Origin of the sequence: Microbacterium sp. No. 7 (assembly GCF_001314225.1) — a bacterium.
Classification (GTDB): Bacteria; Actinomycetota; Actinomycetes; order Actinomycetales; family Microbacteriaceae; genus Microbacterium.
In genome coordinates, this window is record NZ_CP012697.1 from 3,507,447 (window position 1) to 3,526,400 (window position 18,954).

General features: G+C 68.9%; 18 protein-coding genes. 5 read left to right on the forward strand and 13 right to left on the reverse strand.

Annotated features, from left to right (window positions below; all coding sequences use genetic code 11):
* Positions 1–8 precede the first annotated feature (8 nt).
* Positions 9–1,049 (reverse strand): tryptophan--tRNA ligase, encoded by a 1,041-nt coding sequence (trpS, locus tag AOA12_RS16275; protein ID WP_054679560.1) that lies wholly within the window; start codon positions 1,047–1,049, stop codon positions 9–11.
* 138 nt (positions 1,050–1,187) lie between these two features.
* Positions 1,188–2,378, reverse strand: a complete 1,191-nt coding sequence (locus AOA12_RS16280; RefSeq protein ID WP_156366539.1) for a cytochrome P450 — start codon at positions 2,376–2,378, stop codon at positions 1,188–1,190.
* A 74-nt stretch (positions 2,379–2,452) separates the two neighbouring features.
* On the opposite strand from AOA12_RS16280, the gene AOA12_RS16285 reads away from it, so the two are divergent.
* A complete protein-coding gene (locus tag AOA12_RS16285) occupies positions 2,453–3,859 on the forward strand; it encodes an IS1380 family transposase (RefSeq protein WP_054678479.1) in 1,407 nt (468 codons plus the stop codon).
* An 83-nt stretch (positions 3,860–3,942) separates the two neighbouring features.
* On the opposite strand, the gene AOA12_RS23885 is transcribed toward AOA12_RS16285, so the two are convergent.
* Positions 3,943–4,104 (reverse strand): hypothetical protein, encoded by a 162-nt coding sequence (locus AOA12_RS23885; protein ID WP_156366540.1) that lies wholly within the window; start codon positions 4,102–4,104, stop codon positions 3,943–3,945.
* A gap of 253 nt (positions 4,105–4,357) precedes the next feature.
* A complete protein-coding gene (locus AOA12_RS16290) occupies positions 4,358–5,608 on the reverse strand; it encodes an IS256 family transposase (protein ID WP_054684964.1) in 1,251 nt (416 codons plus the stop codon).
* A 7-nt stretch (positions 5,609–5,615) separates the two neighbouring features.
* Here AOA12_RS16290 and AOA12_RS23890 point away from each other — a divergent pair, with 7 nt between their 5' ends.
* Positions 5,616–6,242 carry a DoxX family protein gene (locus tag AOA12_RS23890; RefSeq protein ID WP_231637253.1) on the forward strand — a complete coding sequence of 209 codons (627 nt, stop codon included), beginning with the start codon at positions 5,616–5,618 and terminating at the stop codon, positions 6,240–6,242.
* A 425-nt stretch (positions 6,243–6,667) separates the two neighbouring features.
* On the opposite strand, the gene AOA12_RS16300 is transcribed toward AOA12_RS23890, so the two are convergent.
* Complete coding sequence (locus AOA12_RS16300; RefSeq protein ID WP_054685105.1) at positions 6,668–6,862, reverse strand: hypothetical protein; 195 nt, start codon at positions 6,860–6,862, stop codon at positions 6,668–6,670.
* Positions 6,863–7,423: 561 nt separating this feature from the next.
* On the reverse strand, positions 7,424–7,960 hold the full coding sequence (locus tag AOA12_RS16305) for a hypothetical protein (RefSeq protein ID WP_054685108.1): 537 nt from the start codon (positions 7,958–7,960) through the stop codon (positions 7,424–7,426).
* Positions 7,961–8,220: 260 nt separating this feature from the next.
* Here AOA12_RS16305 and AOA12_RS16310 point away from each other — a divergent pair, with 260 nt between their 5' ends.
* On the forward strand, positions 8,221–9,087 hold the full coding sequence (locus AOA12_RS16310) for a hypothetical protein (protein ID WP_054685110.1): 867 nt from the start codon (positions 8,221–8,223) through the stop codon (positions 9,085–9,087).
* A gap of 66 nt (positions 9,088–9,153) precedes the next feature.
* On the opposite strand, the gene AOA12_RS16315 is transcribed toward AOA12_RS16310, so the two are convergent.
* Complete coding sequence (locus tag AOA12_RS16315; RefSeq protein ID WP_054685115.1) at positions 9,154–10,608, reverse strand: ParB/RepB/Spo0J family partition protein; 1,455 nt, start codon at positions 10,606–10,608, stop codon at positions 9,154–9,156.
* Positions 10,609–10,987: 379 nt separating this feature from the next.
* On the opposite strand from AOA12_RS16315, the gene AOA12_RS16320 reads away from it, so the two are divergent.
* Together AOA12_RS16320 and AOA12_RS16325 are read left to right on the forward strand one after the other, a co-directional pair.
* Positions 10,988–12,052 carry a serine/arginine repetitive matrix protein 2 gene (locus AOA12_RS16320; RefSeq protein WP_197280949.1) on the forward strand — a complete coding sequence of 355 codons (1,065 nt, stop codon included), beginning with the start codon at positions 10,988–10,990 and terminating at the stop codon, positions 12,050–12,052.
* Positions 12,052–12,909, forward strand: a complete 858-nt coding sequence (locus AOA12_RS16325; protein WP_054685124.1) for a bifunctional DNA primase/polymerase — start codon at positions 12,052–12,054, stop codon at positions 12,907–12,909. Before AOA12_RS16320 ends, AOA12_RS16325 begins: the two co-directional genes overlap by 1 nt.
* A 264-nt stretch (positions 12,910–13,173) precedes the next feature.
* Here the strand turns inward: AOA12_RS16325 and AOA12_RS16330 are convergent, their stop codons facing one another.
* The 6 genes from AOA12_RS16330 to AOA12_RS16355 all read right to left on the reverse strand — a co-directional run bounded on the left by AOA12_RS16330 (position 13,174) and on the right by AOA12_RS16355 (position 18,939).
* Complete coding sequence (locus tag AOA12_RS16330) at positions 13,174–13,728, reverse strand: prepilin peptidase (protein WP_197280950.1); 555 nt, start codon at positions 13,726–13,728, stop codon at positions 13,174–13,176.
* A gap of 23 nt (positions 13,729–13,751) precedes the next feature.
* Complete coding sequence (locus AOA12_RS16335; RefSeq protein WP_054685130.1) at positions 13,752–16,577, reverse strand: hypothetical protein; 2,826 nt, start codon at positions 16,575–16,577, stop codon at positions 13,752–13,754.
* 28 nt (positions 16,578–16,605) lie between these two features.
* Complete coding sequence (locus AOA12_RS16340) at positions 16,606–17,553, reverse strand: hypothetical protein (RefSeq protein WP_156366541.1); 948 nt, start codon at positions 17,551–17,553, stop codon at positions 16,606–16,608.
* Entirely contained in the window at positions 17,547–17,999 is a 453-nt protein-coding gene (locus AOA12_RS16345) for a hypothetical protein (protein ID WP_054685137.1), read from the reverse strand. Before AOA12_RS16345 ends, AOA12_RS16340 begins: the two co-directional genes overlap by 7 nt.
* A 170-nt stretch (positions 18,000–18,169) precedes the next feature.
* Positions 18,170–18,544 (reverse strand): pilus assembly protein TadG-related protein, encoded by a 375-nt coding sequence (locus tag AOA12_RS16350; RefSeq protein WP_054685141.1) that lies wholly within the window; start codon positions 18,542–18,544, stop codon positions 18,170–18,172.
* Positions 18,541–18,939, reverse strand: a complete 399-nt coding sequence (locus AOA12_RS16355; protein ID WP_156366543.1) for a TadE/TadG family type IV pilus assembly protein — start codon at positions 18,937–18,939, stop codon at positions 18,541–18,543. Before AOA12_RS16355 ends, AOA12_RS16350 begins: the two co-directional genes overlap by 4 nt.
* Positions 18,940–18,954: the final 15 nt, after the last annotated feature.

Here is an 18,954-nt window from a genome sequence, read left to right on the forward strand (position 1 = left end):
CCGAGGTCCTAGTAGATCGTCCCCATTGCTTCGCGCACCTGGGCCAGTGTTGACTCCGCCGAAGTGTTCGCAGCCTCATTGCCGTGGCGAAGAATCGCCCGCACGAGATCCTCGTCTTTGGCGAAGGCTTGCCGCCTCACGCGCAACGGTTCCAAGAAGTCGTTCACGGCTGTCGCCGTCATGGCTTTCAGGGCGCTGCTGCCGCCATCACCGATCTCGTCGGCTAACTCGGCTGGCTCGACACCGCGGCACAGCGCGGCCGTCGACAACAGCGCCGAAACACCAGGCCTGTCCTCGGGATCGAAACTGATCCGCCGGTCCTGATCGGTCCGAGTCTGACGAATCACCGCAACTGTCTCGTCCGGTGTCATAGATAACGCGATCGCGTTCCCGTAGCTCTTCGACATCTTCCGACCGTCCAAGCCCGGAACCTCCGGCGTCGACGTGATCAACGCATCCGGAACCGGGAAGACATCCCCATAGCGCTCGTTGAACCGTCGAGCGATCACGCGAGTCATCTCCACATGCGGGAGGTTGTCCTTGCCGACGGGCACGAGATTGCCTTTGCAGAACAGAATGTCGGCCGCCTGGTGCACCGGATAGGTCAAGAGCAACCCGCTCAACGCGCGCCCGGACGCCGCGAGTTCCGCTTTGACGGTCGGATTACGATGCAGTTCCGCCTCGGTGACCAAGCTCAGGAACGGCAGCATCAACTGATTCAGCGCCGGCACCGACGAGTGGGTGAAAATGGTCGTCCGTTCCGGGTCGATGCCCGCGGCGAGATAGTCGAGCACAGCGCTATAGACGTTCTCGCGAACGTGAGCCATCGTGTCTCGGTCGGTGATGACCTGATAGTCCGCGAGCACGAGGAACATCTCGACGCCAGCCTGCTGGAGACGCACCCGTTCCCTGATGGTGCCAAAGTAGTGGCCCAGATGCAGCGGCCCAGTCGGCCGCTCACCCGTGAGGACTCGAAAGTGCTCGGGGTGCTCGGCCACGAGGACCGCGACCTCTGCCGAGCGTTGCGCGGTTGCGATGAAGGACTCCATTTGTGTCTCCCGATGATTGGGAGCTACACGGAGTACTCGGGCCGTTCCACGAGCTGCCGTGCAGCCCGTGAACATACTTCAACCGGCTGCTATCGCAGCCACCACCAAGCGGAACGGTTGAAGTTCATGAACGAGATACTACCGGGGCCCGGAACCAAGACCAGAAACCACAGGGTGGGTCCCGTTTAGATTGCCGCCCTGGGCCCAGCTGAGGTTGACATTCTCAACAGGTGCGCCTGGCGTGAGTGAGACGTCCTTGGTGGCCGCGAGCAACTCTTCGAACATGATCCGTTCAACCTGACGCCCGAAGAAGTGTCCTGCGCAGAAGTGCTGACCTCCCCCGAACGCCTGGTGCTTGTCCTTCTCGTTGCGCTCGATGTCGAAGACGTCGGGTCGGCTGAAATACTTCTCGTCACGGTTCGCTGAGGCGAGAATCATTTCGACACCCGCATGCTTCGGGATCGTCACACCGTGAAGCTCGTGGTCCCGAGCCACCGTCCGACCGGTGGTGCCGATCGGAGCGATCCATCGCAGACCTTCAAGAACCGCCTGCGGGATCCACTTCGCACCGTCCTCGCGCAGCAATCCCCACTGGCCGGACTCGTACAGGCCGAGAGCGGTCGACGATGCCGCATGGCCGGGCTCCTGCATGCCACCCAACAGGATGATCTTGACGGTGGAGAGGATCGCATTCTTGTCGCGTGGCGTTCCATCCGTGCGACCCGCCCACAACATGTGGGAAAGCATCGTCTCTTCCTCAGCTTTCCCGGACAGCTCGTCGAGGATCGGAAGCAGCAGGTCCTCGATCTCTCGAGCCGCAAGTTCGTTCTGCTCCCAGATCTCGGGATCGTTCATCACGTTTCCCGCTCCACCCGCGAGCTGCTTGAACCAGCGGACCAGCGTCTCGGCGTCTACATACGGGTCAAGGCCCATGACATGGCGGAGTGCCTCGACGCTCACGGGCTCGAAGTACTCGGACACAAGGTCCGCGCTGCCCTTCGCCACGAGCTCGCTGATATGGGCGCGAGCAATCGGGCGGATCGACTCTTCGACAACCCTCGTGATCGGGCGGGGCTGAAGCGTCCTGTCGACGCCGACACGAAGATCCTTATGGACATCGCCCCCGACCAGGGTGATGACCGGTTGCCCGAGCGAGCGCGCCAGCCGGACGGAGTTGGGACCGCCCTCGACCCAGCCAGAGATCCACGGCTCCTTCTCAGCTGTCGACTCGGCGACATCGTCCCAACGTGTGATCCAGTACACGTGAAGCTGCGGCAGATAAGCCTCGATCCACCGATGTGGTGGGGTGAGGAACGGGCGTCGTGACACGGAAATGCCCCTCGGATCAGGGAAAATAGAGCTTGTCAAGGTTCTAAGTCCCAGAAACGAGAGGCATCTCGTAGATGCAATTCAAGCACGCTCCGGCCGCGGTGTCAGCGGTCTTCGATGACCCGAATCTCGTGTCCGCGGCCGGGCTGGTCCCGATGCTCCGGCTCGCGCAGCGCGCGGGGCTCGCGCAGCTGGCTCAAGTCCGGTTGAGCGTCCCGACGGACAGAGGCGCCAACGCCGGCTCGAAGGTGATGGCGCTGGTGGCGGGGATGCTCGCGGGGGCGGACTCGATTGACGACATGAACCTGATCCGCCATGGCGGGATGGGCCGCCTGTTCGACCGGACGTATGCCCCGTCGACACTCGGGTCGTTCCTGCGGGAGTTCCGGTTCGGGCACGTCCGACAGCTCGACGCGGTCGCCTCCCGGGTCCTCGCCAATCTCACTGTCGACACGCCGCTGCTCCGAGCGAACGATGACGCACGGGTGATGGTCGATCTGGACGACACCATCATCGAGGTCCACGGCTACCAGAAGCAGGGCGCCTCGTTCGGATACTCCGGCGTCCGCGGCCTGAACGCGCTGCTCGCGACCGCGTCGACGACCTCGTCGGCGCCGGTGGTCCTCGCCCAGCGGCTGCGGCAGGGGAAGACAGGATCCCCGAAAGGCGCCGCACGGATCGTCGGCGACGCCCTGGCGACTCTGCGCCGCACCGGCGTCGCCGCCGGGGCTCGGCCGTTACTTCGTGCGGACTCTGCCTTCTACGGGTACGCCACCATCGGCACCGCGATCACGGCCGGCGCCGACGTGTCGGTGACTGTCCGGATGGACCCTGCGGTGAGGGCCGCGATCGCGACGATCCCCGAGGATGCGTGGACGATGATCGAGTACACCGACTCGATCCGTGACGAGAGCACCGGGCAACTGATCTCCAAAGCCGAGGTCGCCGAGGTTCCGTTCACCGCGTTCCGATCGAGGCGCAAGGCTGAGCGCATCGAAGGGCGGCTGGTGGTGCGCCGTATCCCCGATCTGAACCCGAACAAGGTGGAGCAGCCGACACTGTTCGACGTCTACCGGCACCACGCGTTCTTCACCACCACCAGCAACGACGACATGGGCACCGTCGTCGCGGACAAGACTCACCGCGGTCACGCGATCATCGAACAGGTCCACGCCGACCTCAAGAACGGCCCGCTCGCGCACCTGCCCTCCGGGGTGTTCACCGCGAACAGCGCCTGGCTGGTCCTCGCCGTGATCGCCTTCAACCTCACCCGCGCCGCCGGCGTGATCGCCGACCACACGGGACGCCTTACGAGAGCCACGACCGCGACCATCCGCCGCACCCTCATCCACGTCCCCGCACGGCTGGCGCGGTCCGCGCGCCGGATCACGCTACACCTCCCGAAGGCCTGGCCATGGCAGACAGCGTTCGCGCGGCTCTTCGCGATCACGCACGCGCCGCCACCAGTCGCTCTCGCCTGACCACCGCCGCGACCGCGGCACGACCGAGGACCACGTGGACGACCGGGATGCGACGCCCGGAACTCACCCCTGCCCCCGACACATCACCGCCCGCCGACCACCCCGGCCCGGGCCGCCCGAGGCTCATCGGTGGATCGAGGATAAGCGACAGGCGCGTCCCTGCGGAGCCGCTCATAGATCGGGTACGGATCATCGAAAAGCTGCTGAGGGCTAATCGACTCCAGGAAACTGTCGGTGGCGGTCATGTTCGTCCCCTTCGACGCTGATCCGATTCGCACGTGCGGTGCGCCCCGTTTCGCATACTTTGACAAAGCCACTACCCGAACTCAACAGTCCAGGAATCGATATCGTCCATACCTGCCACCTGATTCCTGGGCACCAACAGAAGACTGCCGTGAGTTGGCCGCGTTACGATCGCCTCCAGGCACCGGTGAAGAGCGACGGGAGGTCAAGCCCCAGGAAGTGGTGTAGCTCGGTTTCCTTCGAATTGTTGAGGGGTTAGGCGCTGAGTTCGAGGACGATGTCGGTGCTCACCTCCTCGGTTCCGGTGTCGGTGACGAGGGTGAGGCGGGATTTGGCGAGGATGTCGAGGCCGAGGTAGCGGCGGCCTTCGGCCCATTCGTCGGTCTGCTCGGCGAGCACGGCGCCGACGAGGCGGATGATCGCGTCGCGATTCGGGAAGATGCCGACCGAGTCGGTGCGTCGGCGGATCTCTCGGTTGAGACGTTCATTCGGGTTGTTGGACCAGATCTGCTGCCAGAGGCCCTCGGGGAACCCGGTGAACGCGAGGATGTCCGCTCGGGCGGTGTCGAGGTGCTCGAACGCGTCGGGGAGCTTGCCGTCGACGTAGTCCAGCAGCCGGTCGAACTGGGCGTGCACGGCGTCGGCGTCGGGCTGGTCGTAGACGGAGTGCAGCATCGCTTTCACCGCCGGCCACATCGTCTTCGGCGTCACCGACATCAGGTTGGCCGCGTAATGGGTGCGGCACCTTTGCCAGACTGCGCCGGGCAGGTTCGCCGCGATCGCTTCCACCAGCCCGGCGTGGGCGTCGCTGGTGACGAGGCGGACGCCGCCCAGGCCGCGGGCGACGAGGTCAGCGAAGAAGCTGTTCCATGCCGCTCCGGTCTCGGATGTCGCGACCCGCAGGCCGAGCACCTCCCGGCGGCCGTCGGCGTTGACGCCGGTGGCGATCAGCACGACCGCGTTGATGACGCGGCCGCCCTCGCGGACCTTCATGGTGAGCGCGTCGGCGGCGACGAACGTGAACGGGCCAGCGTCGCCGAGCGGCCGGTGCCGGAACTGGTCGACGTGCTCGTCGAGTTCCGCCGCCATCCGGGAGACCTGTGACTTGGACAGCGAGTGGATCCCGAGGGTCTTCACCAGCTTGTCCATCAGGCGGGTGGAGACGCCGGCGAGGTAGCAGTCCGCGACCACGGTGATCAGCGCGGTCTCGGCGCGTTTGCGGCGCTCCAGCAGCCATTCCGGGAAGTAGGTGCCGGTGCGCAGCTTCGGGATCGCGACGTCGATGGTCCCGACGCGGGTGTCGAGGTTGCGGTGCCGGTAGCCGTTGCGCTGCGCGGTGCGGTCGTCGGAGCGCTGGCCCCATTCCGCTCCGACCACGGCGTCCGCGTCGGCGGACAGCAGCGCGTTGATCATGGTCTGCAGCAGGCTGCGCATCAGATCCGGCGACGCGTCCGCGAGGGCTTCGCCGAGCAGGCCGGCAGGGTCGACAATATGAGGTGCGGTCATCGTGAAGATGCCTTTCGAGTGGGTTGTAGGAGATTCCTCGAAGGGACTACACGGTGACCGCGCCCACGTCTACGACGAAACCGGCCACCGCGAACTACACCACGTTAAGGGGCACTACTCGACGGGAAGCCCACCGACCGTTCGGCGGCTGTTGCTTTCAGGCCTCAGAGACGTGCCGCGATGGGAATCGTTGCCGAACGACCTTTCCGCCGGTGCCGAACATGGCTCCTCTGCGGCCGACGTCGAAGCCCAAATGATTGGAAAGCTCAAGATGCTGATTGCCTACTGGATCGTCGCAGGCCTGACCGCGCTTGCGTTCGTCGCGCCGGCCGTCATAAAACTGATCCGGCCGAAGGAGAGTCTTCAAGAGCGCATGACATGGGTCGAGGACTTCTCCAGCGTGCAGGTGAGGCTGATCGGCCTTGCCGAAACACTCGGTGTGATCGGCCTCATCCTGCCAATGGCGCTGAACATCGCACCGATTCTGAGCCCGATCGCCGGTGTCGGTCTCGCGATCGTCATGCTGGGTGCGATCGCCACGCATGTGCGTCGCAAGGAGCCCTTCGCCGTGCCCCTCGTCCTGTTCGTCCTTTCGATCGCTAGCGCTGTGCTGGGGTTCCTCGTCCTGCTATAGGGTTCACCGGGCCCACAGTGGTGAGTTATCGGGGGTGTCGGTTACGGGACGCGAGGCAGCCCTCGAGTGCACGCTTGGGTCGCGCCACTGATGTCGGCGTCACGCTCCGGCAGCCACCGCGCGATCGCGTCGGCGCGGCTATACCGCACGGTGAGCCAACGCCCGCGGGTCCGATCGCCTGACCGGGCAGGCTGATGACACGCCGACCCTTTGTTGCAAGAAGTGTGTCGACGTCGTTCTACACGGGGACGGCGAGCTCGGGCCACGGCACGGTTGTGTGGAATTCTCGAGGGCGCGAGCTGGTGCGGGTGCGGGAGCGAGGGCGGGTCGCACCGGGAGTCGGCGTGTGGCCGGTTGCGGCTTGACAGCGTGATGCGGGCGTGCCTGCGTGGGTTCAGGCACGACCCACATCACGGGTGATCCGTCTACTGGCTGTCGAGGTTGTCACGAACGAGGTCGATGATCGCAGCGAGGTAGGCACGCACGACCGTGCGTGCCTGGCCGTGCGTGAGGCTGCGGGACTCGCCGCTGTCGGCGTCGTACCCGAGGAAGATGCCGGCTCCGAACAGCGCGGCGGGGGCGCCCAGATGGGCGGCGGTGAGGCTGAGGATCGGATTCAACGTGCTGCGGCCGATGCCGTCGTCGTCGACGTAGAGGCTGAGCCCCGAGGGGCAGCCGGAGCACGTCGAAGGTATCGCATCCGATCGCGCTGTGGAGGTTGTGGACGAGGCTGGCGGTGGTGGTGTCGTCGAGCGTGACGGTCTCGAGCTGTCCGTCGAGGGTGACGCGAATCCCGGTGAGCATGGTGTTCTCCTGTCGGTTCGTGAGTGCCGTCCTGGCGGGAAGCGAGATGACGGGGCGACGGGGGAAGCGCCAAACGGCGACCGAGGTCGCCGAGCGCGAGCGGAGGGAGCGAGGTCGCCGTTTGGCGCTGGAGGAGTCGTCCCGTACGCTCGCGGCGCCGGAGGACGGCACCCACGAACCGGTGAGACAGCCGGCCCGAGCTCGCGTCGCCCTCAGCGGACCCCGTGAGGCGGCCGGTGCCCGCGGACGTCGGCAGGACCGGCAACGGCGGACTTATGCCACTCCGCCGCTTGTGCTGGAAGGCGGTCTCCGCGCGGAGCGAGTCACACGATCGCGGCCCCGGACTGCGCGTCCGGGGCCGCCTGCTCGGATGGGGCTCACTCGTCGACTTCGGCCTCCCTGGCGTCCCAGCTCTCCAGGTCGGCGTCGTCGAGGCTGTGGCCTTCGAGGTGTTCCCGGACGTCAGCCGGGTACAGGCTGTCGACCCTGCGGATCGCGTCGTCCTCGCTGTACGCTTTGATCTCAAGCCACACCTCGAAGGTGATGTGCGTGCGAACCCGGAAGGAACGGTCCAGGTCGCCGGCGTCGCGCAGGTCCTGGCGGCTGGGGCCGCCGACGGTGTCGACGATTGCGTCGTACTGGCCGCAGTACTCCTCCTGTTCGGCGACGAGCGCGGCGGCGACCCAGACGTGGCGCATCCGCGGGTCGTCCACAGGCACCCGCGCGGTGCGCAGCTGCTCGTTCTCGGCGCGCAGCCGGGCGGCCTCCCGTTCGGCATCGACGCGGGCCTGGATTATCGCGCGCAGCTTGGCGGCCTTGGCGGGGTCGACCAGAGGCAACGGCTCACGCACGGCGGAGGCGAGCGAGGGCGCGGCGGTGAGTTCGGTGATGTTGGTCGGTGTGTCGATCGACATGATCGGGTCCTTTCTGCCGCGCCCGGGGTGGGCGTGTCGGCAGGGCGGGCGGACGGGGCGGTGCGGAAGCGGCGGCGGGCGACGCGGCGACCGCCTGCGGGCGGGCGCGGCGTTCATCGCCGTCCGCGCCGCCCCGTAGCCTGCGTCGCCGGCGATGCCCGCCCCGCGGTGCGTATCAGGCAGCGACCGATCGTGCGCGCGACTGGGCCGGCACACCATCCATTCGTGCGGCACCGTGCCGCTCGGAAGGGACGGATGTCGTGGCCGAGATCAGTGCTGGGGAGGATGTGCTGCGGACGATCCGCGATGCGGCTGCGGTGCCGATCCCAGAGCAGCCGCGCAGATCGCAGTTCGCGTCCGAGGAGAGGTTCGCTCAGGCCTGGGACGACTGGCAGGCAGAGGCGCTGGAGCGCGCGTTGAGCGCGCTGGACACGATCGCAGCGCTGACCGGCACGGACCGTGCCGCCCCAGTGCAGCCGTGGACACCGGGCGAGCTGCTGTCGGTGTCTCTGCTGCGGTCGGCGCTGACGCAGGCGGAACGCAATCCCGCCGCCTGGCCATACAGCGCCGCCGAGCTGGACCGTGCCCGCGCCTTGGTGCAGCGGACCAACCCGCAGGTGTCGGTGGCGACGCCGAACGCCGTCGTGGGCGGTGAGCGCTGGACGGGGTGGGCGTGGGACGCGTCGCATTGGATCCCGCCGGGCGTGTACGACGCGACCGGGGCGCAGGACGGGCACCGGTATCGGCTGGTCGTCGGCCCGGTCGCGGATCGTGTCGCCGGCGAGTCCTCGGCGGCGTTCCGAGTCGGCGACGCCGACCGCGCGATCGTCGATCAACTCGCGGCGACACTGACCAGCCTGGCCCCCGGTCACCTCGCCCGGACCCTGGATCACGCCGTCGCGATCATCGAGGACTCCGGCCGCGATGTCGACGCGGCACGCCAGGTCAGCGCGGAGCTCGCCCGAGACGAGCGGGCCCGAGCAGCCCTGCCCCGCCCCCTCCCCCAGCATGCGGCCACGCTCCCAGCGCTGGCGACGGTGCTGAGCGACCGTGTGGCACAGATCAACCGGACAGAGCCGGTGGACGAGTTGACGTCGGCTCACCCCACGACCGGGCGGCGGTTGTAACTGGAAGAGCAGTAGCAGGAAGGGGCGCCCCAACCGTAGCTGGGGCGCCCCTCCCTCCCGTGCGGATCAGACGGCCAGCTCGACCTCGGCCTCGTCCGCGGTGGACTCCTCCGGAGTCTCGCCGACCTCCGCCTCGTCGTCGACCTCGACCTCGTCGACCTCGTGGATCTGCGTGTGTGCGATGATGATCTGCTCGACGTCCGAGAGGGTGTACCCCCAGGCCTCGAGCGTAGTGAGGTAGCCGGCCGTCCCGCGGTTCGGGTTGCGCCAGGAGTGCCGACCGGTGGACGCCTCCAGGCCCCCCAGCACGATCGCCAGCGTGACGTGGACCGCCTTGGCAGGGTGGGTGTGCGCGAACCCGGCCAGCCGGTCCGCGCCCCATGCGCTGTCCTGGGCGACGCCGAGCAGGTCGTGGGCGAGCTTGTTGCCGCCTTCCAGACCCTTTGCGACCACGGTGCGGTCGGTCGCGAGCGCGGTGGCGATGACCCGCGGCGCGTCCTTCGGGAGGGTGCGGCGCCCGAGGAACTGGGTCAGCCACTCCCGCCTGACGGTCTGCGCCGCGTCCCAGGCCTTGTTGCTGGCGATGACTTCGCGTCGTTCGGCCTTCTCATCGTCGGTCATCGGCCCGGACTGGCTGCCGCCGCCGAAGCGGGGTGCGAACCCGTGGGCCTTGGGGTCGGCGAGGAAGTACGTCACGTGCACGTCGTCCCCGTAGTACACCCGCACCAGCGCGGCGGCGCCGTCGAGCCCGGCGATCTGTTCGGCGGTGACGAGGTTGCCGTCACTGTCGACCAGTTCCGTGATCCGGGTGTGGCTGGTGTCCTGGTATCCGGGTTCGCGGTCCAGGATCGTGAACCCCTTCGCGGCGAGGTCCTGTTCGGTGGCCTCCCGCGCGCGGGCGCGCGCCTGGTCGTCCCGGGCGCGCTGTGCGGCGTGGTCAAACTGTCCGGGCGTTTCGACGGCGATCGCGATCAGCTCGGCGACAGTGTCCTCGTCCCCCTCGAACTCCACCAGGGCGGCGGCCTGGTCGAGGGTGAGCTGGTGGGCGGCGATCGCGGTGGCGGCCAGTTCGTTCCCGGCGACCTTCAGCCCGGTCTTGACTCGTGCAGTCTTGGTGCCGGTGCGCTTGGCGATCACCGCGGGCGTGAGCCCTTCCAGCGCGAGCTGCTGCCACGCGGCGGTGCGGTCGGTGTCGGTGAGCGCTTCGCGCTGGTCGTTCTCCACGATCTGCTCGACGATCCGTTCCACGGTGTGCTCCGTGCTGTCGACCACGAACACGGGGATCGCGGCCAGCCCGGCCTCGCGGGCGGCGAGGACCCGTCGCTGCCCGGCGCGGACGATCACCGATCCGGTGTCGTCGCGGCGGCCGCGGACGGGCTGGAGCACGCCGTGCTCTCGGATGGTGGCGATGAACTCGTCGGTCAGCGGCGCACTGGGTCGCACGTTCGTCTCCAGCACGATCTGTGCCGGGTCGACGTACTCCAGGATCCCGGCCGGCGGGCTCTGGGTAGTGGTGGTCATGGCATTGCCCTTCTGTGTGAGGCAGGGCCGCGGCGGGCGCCGTGTCCCTGGCCGGTCCGGTCGGTCCGTTCCGGCACGCAGAGGGAAAGCGACCAGAGCCGGCGCGGTGCCCGCCGCGAGCGGTTCCTAAGCGGAGCCCGCAGCGACGCGGCAGCGGCGCGGAGGGCGGAGTCTGGAAAAAGCGAGCAAGGGAACGCAGCCGGCGGAGGGAGCTACCGTCGCAGAGCCGGAGACGGGCCGACCGGTGCCGCGCCGGCGACATGCGCCGCCACCGCCCACGACGCGGAGGACCGCAACCGCGTGCGCGTGACCGCCGCGCAGGGATGGGCGTGCACACCACGCTGGAGCGCCACCGCGCGGGTGGCTCGAAGGCGGGTGGATGATGACGCGTCGATACACGCGGGAAGAAGTGGCCGCGTACCGGGTGGAGAAGATGGAGGAGATCACCCGGAGGCTGCAGGAGTCCGTGCAGCGGCTGGTGACCGGGCAGGACTGGCTGGAGTCGATCCGGTTCGCCGCGCGGTTCCGGTCACGGTCATGGCTGAACACGCTGCTGCTGTTCAGCCAGCACGCCGACGCGTATCAGGCCGGCCGGGTGCCCAGCCCATACCCGACCTATGTCGCCGGGAGGGTGGCGTGGAAGGCGCTGGGACGGTGGCCGACACAGCCGGGGTTCGTGATCCGACAGCCCGTGCTCGCGGCGATGGCCTCCGCCACCCCACAGGACCCCGGCTCCTGGCGCCGCCTGCCGCGCGGACAGCGACCCGAGCCGGGCGAGGTCGTGCAGCAGCGGATGGTGGGTGTGAAGCCGGCGAAGGTGTGGGACGTGTCCATGACCGGCGGCACCCCGATCCCCGAGCGTCCTGAGCCCCAGCTACTGGAGGGCGCCGCGCCGCCCGGCCTGCTGGTCGCGGTGCAGGGGCAGATCCGTGCCGGCGGGTACACCCTGCAGGATGCCGTCGACGCGGGCGTGCTGGGAGGCGCGAACGGGATCACCGACTTCACCACCCGGACGGTCACCGTCCGAGTGGACATGGACGAAGCGGCGCGGCTGAAGACCACGCTGCACGAGCTCGCGCACGTGAAGCTGCATGCCCCGGACTCCCTCACCGCACGCGGCGAGCATCGAGGCATCGACGAGGTGGAAGCGGAGTCGGTGGCGATGTTCGTCGCCGCCAGCCACGGACTGGACACCAGCGGATACACCGTCCCGTACGTCGCCGGCTGGGCGGACAGCGTGAACGGCCGCACCGTGACCGAGGTGCTGCAGGACACCGCCGAGAAGGCCCGCCGCACCGCCCTGGGCATCCTGGAGAACCTGCCGGAGACCGCCGCCTCGGACGGTTACCCGCCGGGGATGAGCGAAGCACTCCGAGCGCAGGCGAACACCCCGTCCCTGCACCGCGAACCGGCCCGCGCCGGTCACCCCCCGCTGGAACGATGATGACCGAGGTGGACTACCCCGCCCCGGCGGCAGCCCTGCCCGCGGCCGCGTTCCACTACGCCCGGCAGGGGCTGCGCGTGTTCCCGTGCGTGCCCGAGCACAAGCGCCCGCTCACCGAGAACGGCTTCAAAGACGCCACCACCACGCTCGCGACCGTGGAGTCCTGGTGGCGGTCCTGGCCATGGGCGAGCATCGGGATCGCCACCGGCGGCAACGGCGTCGACGTGCTCGACATCGACGTGTACGCCAGCGGCGACGGGTACGGTGCGTTCGGCCAACTCGAGGACGCCGGGCTGGTCGAAGGCTGGGCCGCGAAGGTGCGCACCCCCTCAGGCGGGATGCACGTGTACTTCCCCGCGGACCCGGCCTGGCCGCAACGGAACTGGGCCGTCACCGCCGCGCACATCGACTTCCGCGGCGACGGCGGGTATGTGATCGCGCCGCCGTCCTTTGGTGCGGGAACGAAGCGGTACGAAGTCGTCGACACCGCGCTCGCCGCCCGCCCGGTGGACGCCGCCCGGATCCGGGACTTCCTCCGCCCACCGCCGACACCGATCGTCGCGCCGCCGCGGGAGCTTGATCGCTCCCCAGACGCAGTCGTGCGCAGGATCGCGGCGTTCGTCGCACGCCAGCCGGAGGGCAACCGTAACCGGGCACTGTTCTGGGCGGCGTGCCGGGTCGCGGAGCTGGGACTGCCGGAAGAGTACGCCCACGGCGCGCTCGGGATCGCGGCGCAGCGCGCCGGCCTGCAGCAGCGGGAGGCGGAGACCACCATCCGCTCGGCCTTCCGCACCGTATCAGCGGCGTGGTCTCTCGGGATCGAGCCCGGACCGTCCCCACCCTCGGTCCGGCTCTGACAACACGAGTGCCGCGCACGTCCCCGATGGCCGGCTCGGCGTGCGGCCGACGCGAGAACGACACTCCTATTTCGAGTGGATCCAGCTGTGGAATACAGCCAGCGCAACGGTGACCTTCTACCGGGCCACCGCGTCCCACCCCGACGCTGGCGCCGCGATCGCGCTGGGGTCGAACACGGACGTGGTCGAGCGTGTGGAAAAGGTGGTCGCGGCGCGGAAGAACCGGGTCGCTATGTGCGCAGGGCGTCCTGGGAGTGAGCCGACTCACCCGGACAGCGCGACCGCGGCGCACAGCACAGAGGCGACGGCCAGCGCGGGGCCGTGCGCGACGGCGCCAGGGCGGCGCAGGACGCGGCGGGCGAGCTGGTGAGTCCCGCTGATCCCCACCGCCAGCATCGGGATCAGCATCCACGAGAACCCGCCGAGCCCGCCGACCCACAGCCCCAGCACGCCGGCGAGCTTCACATCGCCAAGACCGACCGCACCCATGAGCCCCAGCACGAAGTAGACGGCGGCAAGCACGGCCCCCGCCACGACAGCATCGCCGACGGCAGCGGCGGCGCCGGGGGTGCCGAGCGCCACCGCGGCCGCAAGCCACCCGCCCATGAGCCCACTCAGCGGCAGCAACAGCCGGTCGGGGATCTGATGCGAGCGGATGTCGGCCACGCTCAGCGCGACCAGCGCCAGCACGCCCGCCAGGCACAGCAGCAGCACACCGACCGGCGGCAGAGACTGCTGGATCCCCGCGGATGCCGCCCCGGCCGCGATCGCCGATCCCGTCGTCACGACCGCGACCAGTCCGCGCCTGGCAACGGACATCGTGCCGGTCGAGGGGATGCGGGTCATGGGTCGGCGACCAGCTCTCGGCGACCCTCATCGATGAGGGCCTGGGTCTCCGGTTCGGGCTCGTATCCCTCGTCGAAGCTGTCCAGGTAGCGTTCCAGGTCGGCCACGATCCGTTCGAACCGGTCGACGTCACCTTTGGCGAGGGCGCTGAGCATGAGATTGCGCCAGGCGATCTCATTGACCGGGTCGACGACGTTCCCGACCGTCGCGGCGAACTGCGCCCGAGCGTGGTCGCGGGCGGCATATGCGCGACCGAACAGCTCGTCCGCGACGTCGCTGATCCGGGCGATCATTTCCTCCATGTCCAGATGACACCAAGCCCAGAATCGCTGCTTGATGCCCGTGAACGGCTGCCCCCTGACCAGTCGCAGCGCCGCCAGGAGATCGTCGGAGCCGGCCACGGTCAGGTCGGTGCCGACGAGGTCCTGGAAATCGCTCCAGTCGCTGCGGATCCCCAGATCCAGTCGGTACCCCTCGGCGGGCTCGTACCGGGGAAGGTAGCTTCGCGGGGGGTCAGTGTCGGTGGCGCCGAGCCAGTTCCTGGTGTGGTTGGTCAGCTTCCGCATCGACATGGATGCGGCCTGCGGTGCCGCGTTCGGCCAGAACGCGCTCGCGAACTGGCCGGTGCTGGCGTGCGGGTGCAGGTGCAGGTAGGCGACCAGTTCGACGCCGCGGCCCGGCGCCGCCTGTCGCGGCGTTCCGGCGTCCGGGAGGTCGAGGGAAACCGGCCCAAGCAACCTCAGGTACGGGGCCGCCGTGCCGATACCCGCCTCCTGGGATGGGACGGTGACCTCGGTGGCAGGTGCGCCGGGCTCGGCAGCGTGGTCGTGGCCGCTGGGGGACGGGAGGGAGGTGACTGCCGCGGTGACGTCGGGGCGCAAGCTGGGGGCGGTGGCGGCGTCCATCAGCCGGTTCAGCACTGTGAGCACCTCCGCGCTGACCTGCTGCAGGCACAGGTCCAGACCAACGGGGTCGAGACTTGCGTGCTCCTCGTCCCGCAGCCGCAGGCGCGCGCCCTCGAGCAGCGGGTGCGTTGCGATGACGGCGATGCCCGCGTTTCTGCTATGCGCGATGAGGTCGGCGAGCGTGTGGGCGTGCTGGTCGTCGAGGCCGCTGTGAACAATGACGATCTGGGTGGGCCACGTTTCGGGAGACTCGTCCAGGCGCGCCTGGGTTACCGATGCGTAGCCGGCGCGCTCGAGCGCCTGGCCGATATCGGAGAGCTCGGCCCGCAGCATGGGAAGGAGCGTCTCGATGGTGTCGATGTAGCGGATCCGGCCGGCGTCCAGGGCATCCGCCAGTCCGGAATGCCCGCCGACAACGGTGAGGTGCAGGTCGTCCGCCCACGGGGTGGTTGCCAGTTCCAGCGTCATCGCCGTGAGGACGGCCTCGATCAGGCTGGTGCCCCCGTGCACGTGCAGGGCGCGCCAGTGCTCGAGATCGATCAGGATGTGCGCGCCAGCGGGGTCCTGCCCCAGCAGCAGCAGTGAAGGGTAGGGGTTCACCGCGGCCCGCGCGTGATCCTCAGCGTTCGGGGGGTAGGTCCAGACCAGGTCATCGTCGCTGGCAGGCTCGAACGGCGCAGGCAGCTGCACCGGGTCGGCGAAGAAGAACGCCGGCCCCGCAGCTGCCAGCCGGACCGCATACAGGCCCGGCAGCGGAGTGCCGGTACGGGAGGCCCACGCGGCGATGGCCCGCACGGCCCGGTCGACGTCCGCGCTGCCCGCGTCGTCGCCGGCGTCGCGGAGCTGTCGCTCGAGGTGGCTGGCCTGCTCGTCGGGGAGCTGAAGGCGCTGCCCCGCCCGGCGCCGGTGACGTTGGTGCAGACGCAGCGCGGCGAGCACGGCCAGCAAGCCAGCGGCCAGCACCCCGGAGATCCCGCCCGCGGTCCGCACCACGCCGGCAAGCTCGTCCCCCTCGAGGTCAGTACCGGAGTCGGCCACGTATGCCGAATCCTGCGTCGGCTCGGCAGTCGGGTCGGCGCGGTCGACCCCGAGCAAGGACTGCTCGTCGAGCTCGGCGGGGAAGGGCTCGATCGTCTCGTCCGCGGGGAGCGGGACTGTGGGCTCGGCCGGGGCGGGGTTCTGGACGGGGGCGGTGCGCTCCGTGGGGGCGCCGGGGCCGGGGATGTGCACGGTCCACCCGGGCAGGATCAGGTCGGGATCGGCGAGACGGCGGCCGTCGGGCTGGACGATGCGGGTGGACGCGTCGAAGATCTCCGGGTAACGCTGCCCGGCGCCGAGCTCTTCGGCGGCGATGTCCCACAGCGTGTCGCCGGACACGATCACCCGCTGATGGAATTCGAGCGATGACGGGCGCTGCCCGGCGGATACCGCAGCCACCGCCACAGATCCTGTCATCGACGGGGTGGAGAGAGAGCGGGAACTGGTGGACGGCGCTGCGACGGCGTCCGTTGCAGCGGCGACCGCGGGGGCTGAGGCGGCGCCGGCGGAAGAGGCGGGGGCAGAGACCGCGCCGAGAAGTACCACCACGGCGCTGACGAGCGCGGCCGCGGCGGCCTGCTGTACTCGGAACACTGCGGGGGCGCGACGGGCCGTGGCGCCGTGGCGCACATGGCGGACCGCATCGGGGATGGCTGCGAGGAACGGCAGGGTGAAGAACGCCCACGCGACCCACCCGACCAGCGGGAGAACGGTGCCCAGGAAGAACCGGCCCCCATAGTCGGGACTGCTCAGTGCCTCCGTGAGTCTGTCCCAGGAGGGGAACGGGTTCCCGGCCAGCACCACCAGGATGGCGGGGGCGCCGACCACGAGGGCGGCCACGGCAAGTACCGAGGCGGTGCTTGCGATGATGCGTCTCATTCCGTGGGCCATCCTTTCCGGTGTCATGTCAGCCGTTGGGGACGTTCACGGACTGGAGCTCCTGGATCTGCAAGGCCACGGTGCTGTCCGCGGTGAGCGGGATGGTTCCGCTCTGCCCCCCACCTGCCCAGTCGATGTCCCATTGGCTGCGGGCGGTGACGGTGTAGTAGCCCTGCGGCTGCTGCTTACTGGTGCGGGTGTACAGGTGACCGCAGTCCGGCGAGGGCTCCAGTCCGCGCGCTTCCTGGTACGGGGTCCCCGGTCCAGCGCAGGCGACGGTCGCACCGTCGCCCATGACCCACACCACGCCGGTGACTTGCGCGGTGACGGCGATCGTCTGCCCCCCGAGCGTCGCGGTGACCGTATAGGGTCCCCAGTTCTGCGTCGTGCGGTTCTGCGCCCACAGCCAGATCGGGATGCCGACGTGCCCGCGGCGATGACCCCACTCGGCGTTCACTTCGGGTGCCATACCGATGTCGATTCCGTAGAAGTTCATGGTCTGGATGATGCGCGCTGCGGCTTGACCGGGGGTGAGTCCCAAGCCGGGTGGCGGCTGGGTGAGCCAGTGACCGGTGGCAACGACATACATGGCACCCGGCGCATAGGGCGTGCACAGATACCATGCCCCAGACGAGTCAGCACCCGGCGGGGGCGGGTGCTCGCCGAGGACGGCCGGATCGCGCAGCTCCCAGTAGCACTGGCTCGCGTTGCTCCAATGCCCATGCTCAGACACGCACGGCACCTCCACGTACCCGCTGCCGACATCGGCGAGGCATTGCGCCGGCCCCGGCGTCACCCCGGTGTGAGGGTCCGGTGCTGGATCCGTCGGCGGCCGATCCAGCTGGATCGTGCATGCCAAAGCGATCGCGTCGCATTCGGGTTCTTGAACGTCCGCGCGAGCCGGCAGCGGTGCGATCGCGCCCAGCAGAGCGAGCACAGCCAGAAGAGCGAGCGAGTTGCGACGAAGTCTCAGCATGACTCTGGCTCAGTTGGTGATGGAGTGTCGAATACGATCCAGGATTGGGTGGTCGGCCGGTAGACCAGGACGGGCTGGAAGCGCACGCGGCGATCCTCAGCAACCGGAACAGGGCCGCCATCCGTGTACAGCAACTCGACTTCGCTGGAGTCGTAGCATCCGTCGAGGGTGACGGTTCCGAATGGGATGGCGGTGCCGTCGACGACGGCTTCGGATGCCTGCCCGGATGTTGTTTCGAAGCGGAACTGCCCTTCGGCATGGATGCCCTGCGCGGCCAGCTGCGAGGCCTCGTCGCGCAGCCGGATTTCGGCGGCTCCGCCGGCCAGGGCGGCGACGTCGTGCTGTCCGGACGGGTCGGCGTAGACCTCGGAACGCAGCAGCATGTACTGATCGATGGTGTCGATCGCCTGCGCGATCGCTTCGTCGGCGGACGCAGGCGGGTCCACAGGCTCCGGGGTGGTGGGGGTTGGTCTCGGGGTGGGCGTGGTCGTGGGGGTGGCTGCGGTGCCGGACGGGGTCGGGGTGGGAGGGACGGTCGGCGCGCATCCAGGGAGCAGGACGACAGCGAGGGCTAGCACGGCGATGGAGAAGGCTCGAGAGATGGGCATGCGTGCTCCTAACGGCTGACCAATTGTGCAGAGGCGGTCGCCTCGGCGTACAGGACGTCCAGGCCGAGGACAACGGAGAAGATCGTGTCGTAGCTCGTCGTGACGGTGACGGTGACGGTGTCTGCTGTGACGGTCGCTTCAGCGGTCGCGCCGGCGGCGTGGACGTAGTCCTCGGCGGCAGCGCGAGCCGCGGTGGGGTCGATAGCGACGGACCCGGTGGCGACGATGTGACCGGAGACGGCGTTCGCGCCGACCCGTGCCGCGTCTTGGGCGAGAGTAGTGGCGCGCTGATGAGCGAGGATCTGGCCGCCACCATCGACGACCCAGCCGATCACCACGATCAGGGCGAGGACGGCAACGGCGACGTAGCTGCTGGCTTTCAAGATCGCTCCCGGTAGCGGTCGACCGGGTTAATGCCGGTCGCGGTGAGAGACGTGGTCAAAGGGGTTCCTGCGAACGGCAGGTCGACGAGCGCAATGGTGCAGGTGATCGTGACGCGGACGATGCCGATCTCTCCGAGCGGCGCGTCCAGTCCGGAGGAATCCACGATGACGGTGAGGTGCTGACAAGAGACGCCCTGTGCTTCGACGGCGCGTCGGGCGGCGGTAGCGGCTGCGGTGTCTGCGGTGGCGGCATCGCGCAGCAATGAGATCTCGCGGGCCGCGGTGGCCGCTGCCGCGTGCAGGCTGGTATCGGCGTGGGCGACCCAGCCGAAGGAGATCGTGAAGCCGAGCAGGACGATCACGCCGAGGGCGAGGACGGCGGTCTCGGCGGACATGTCCATCTCCCCTCG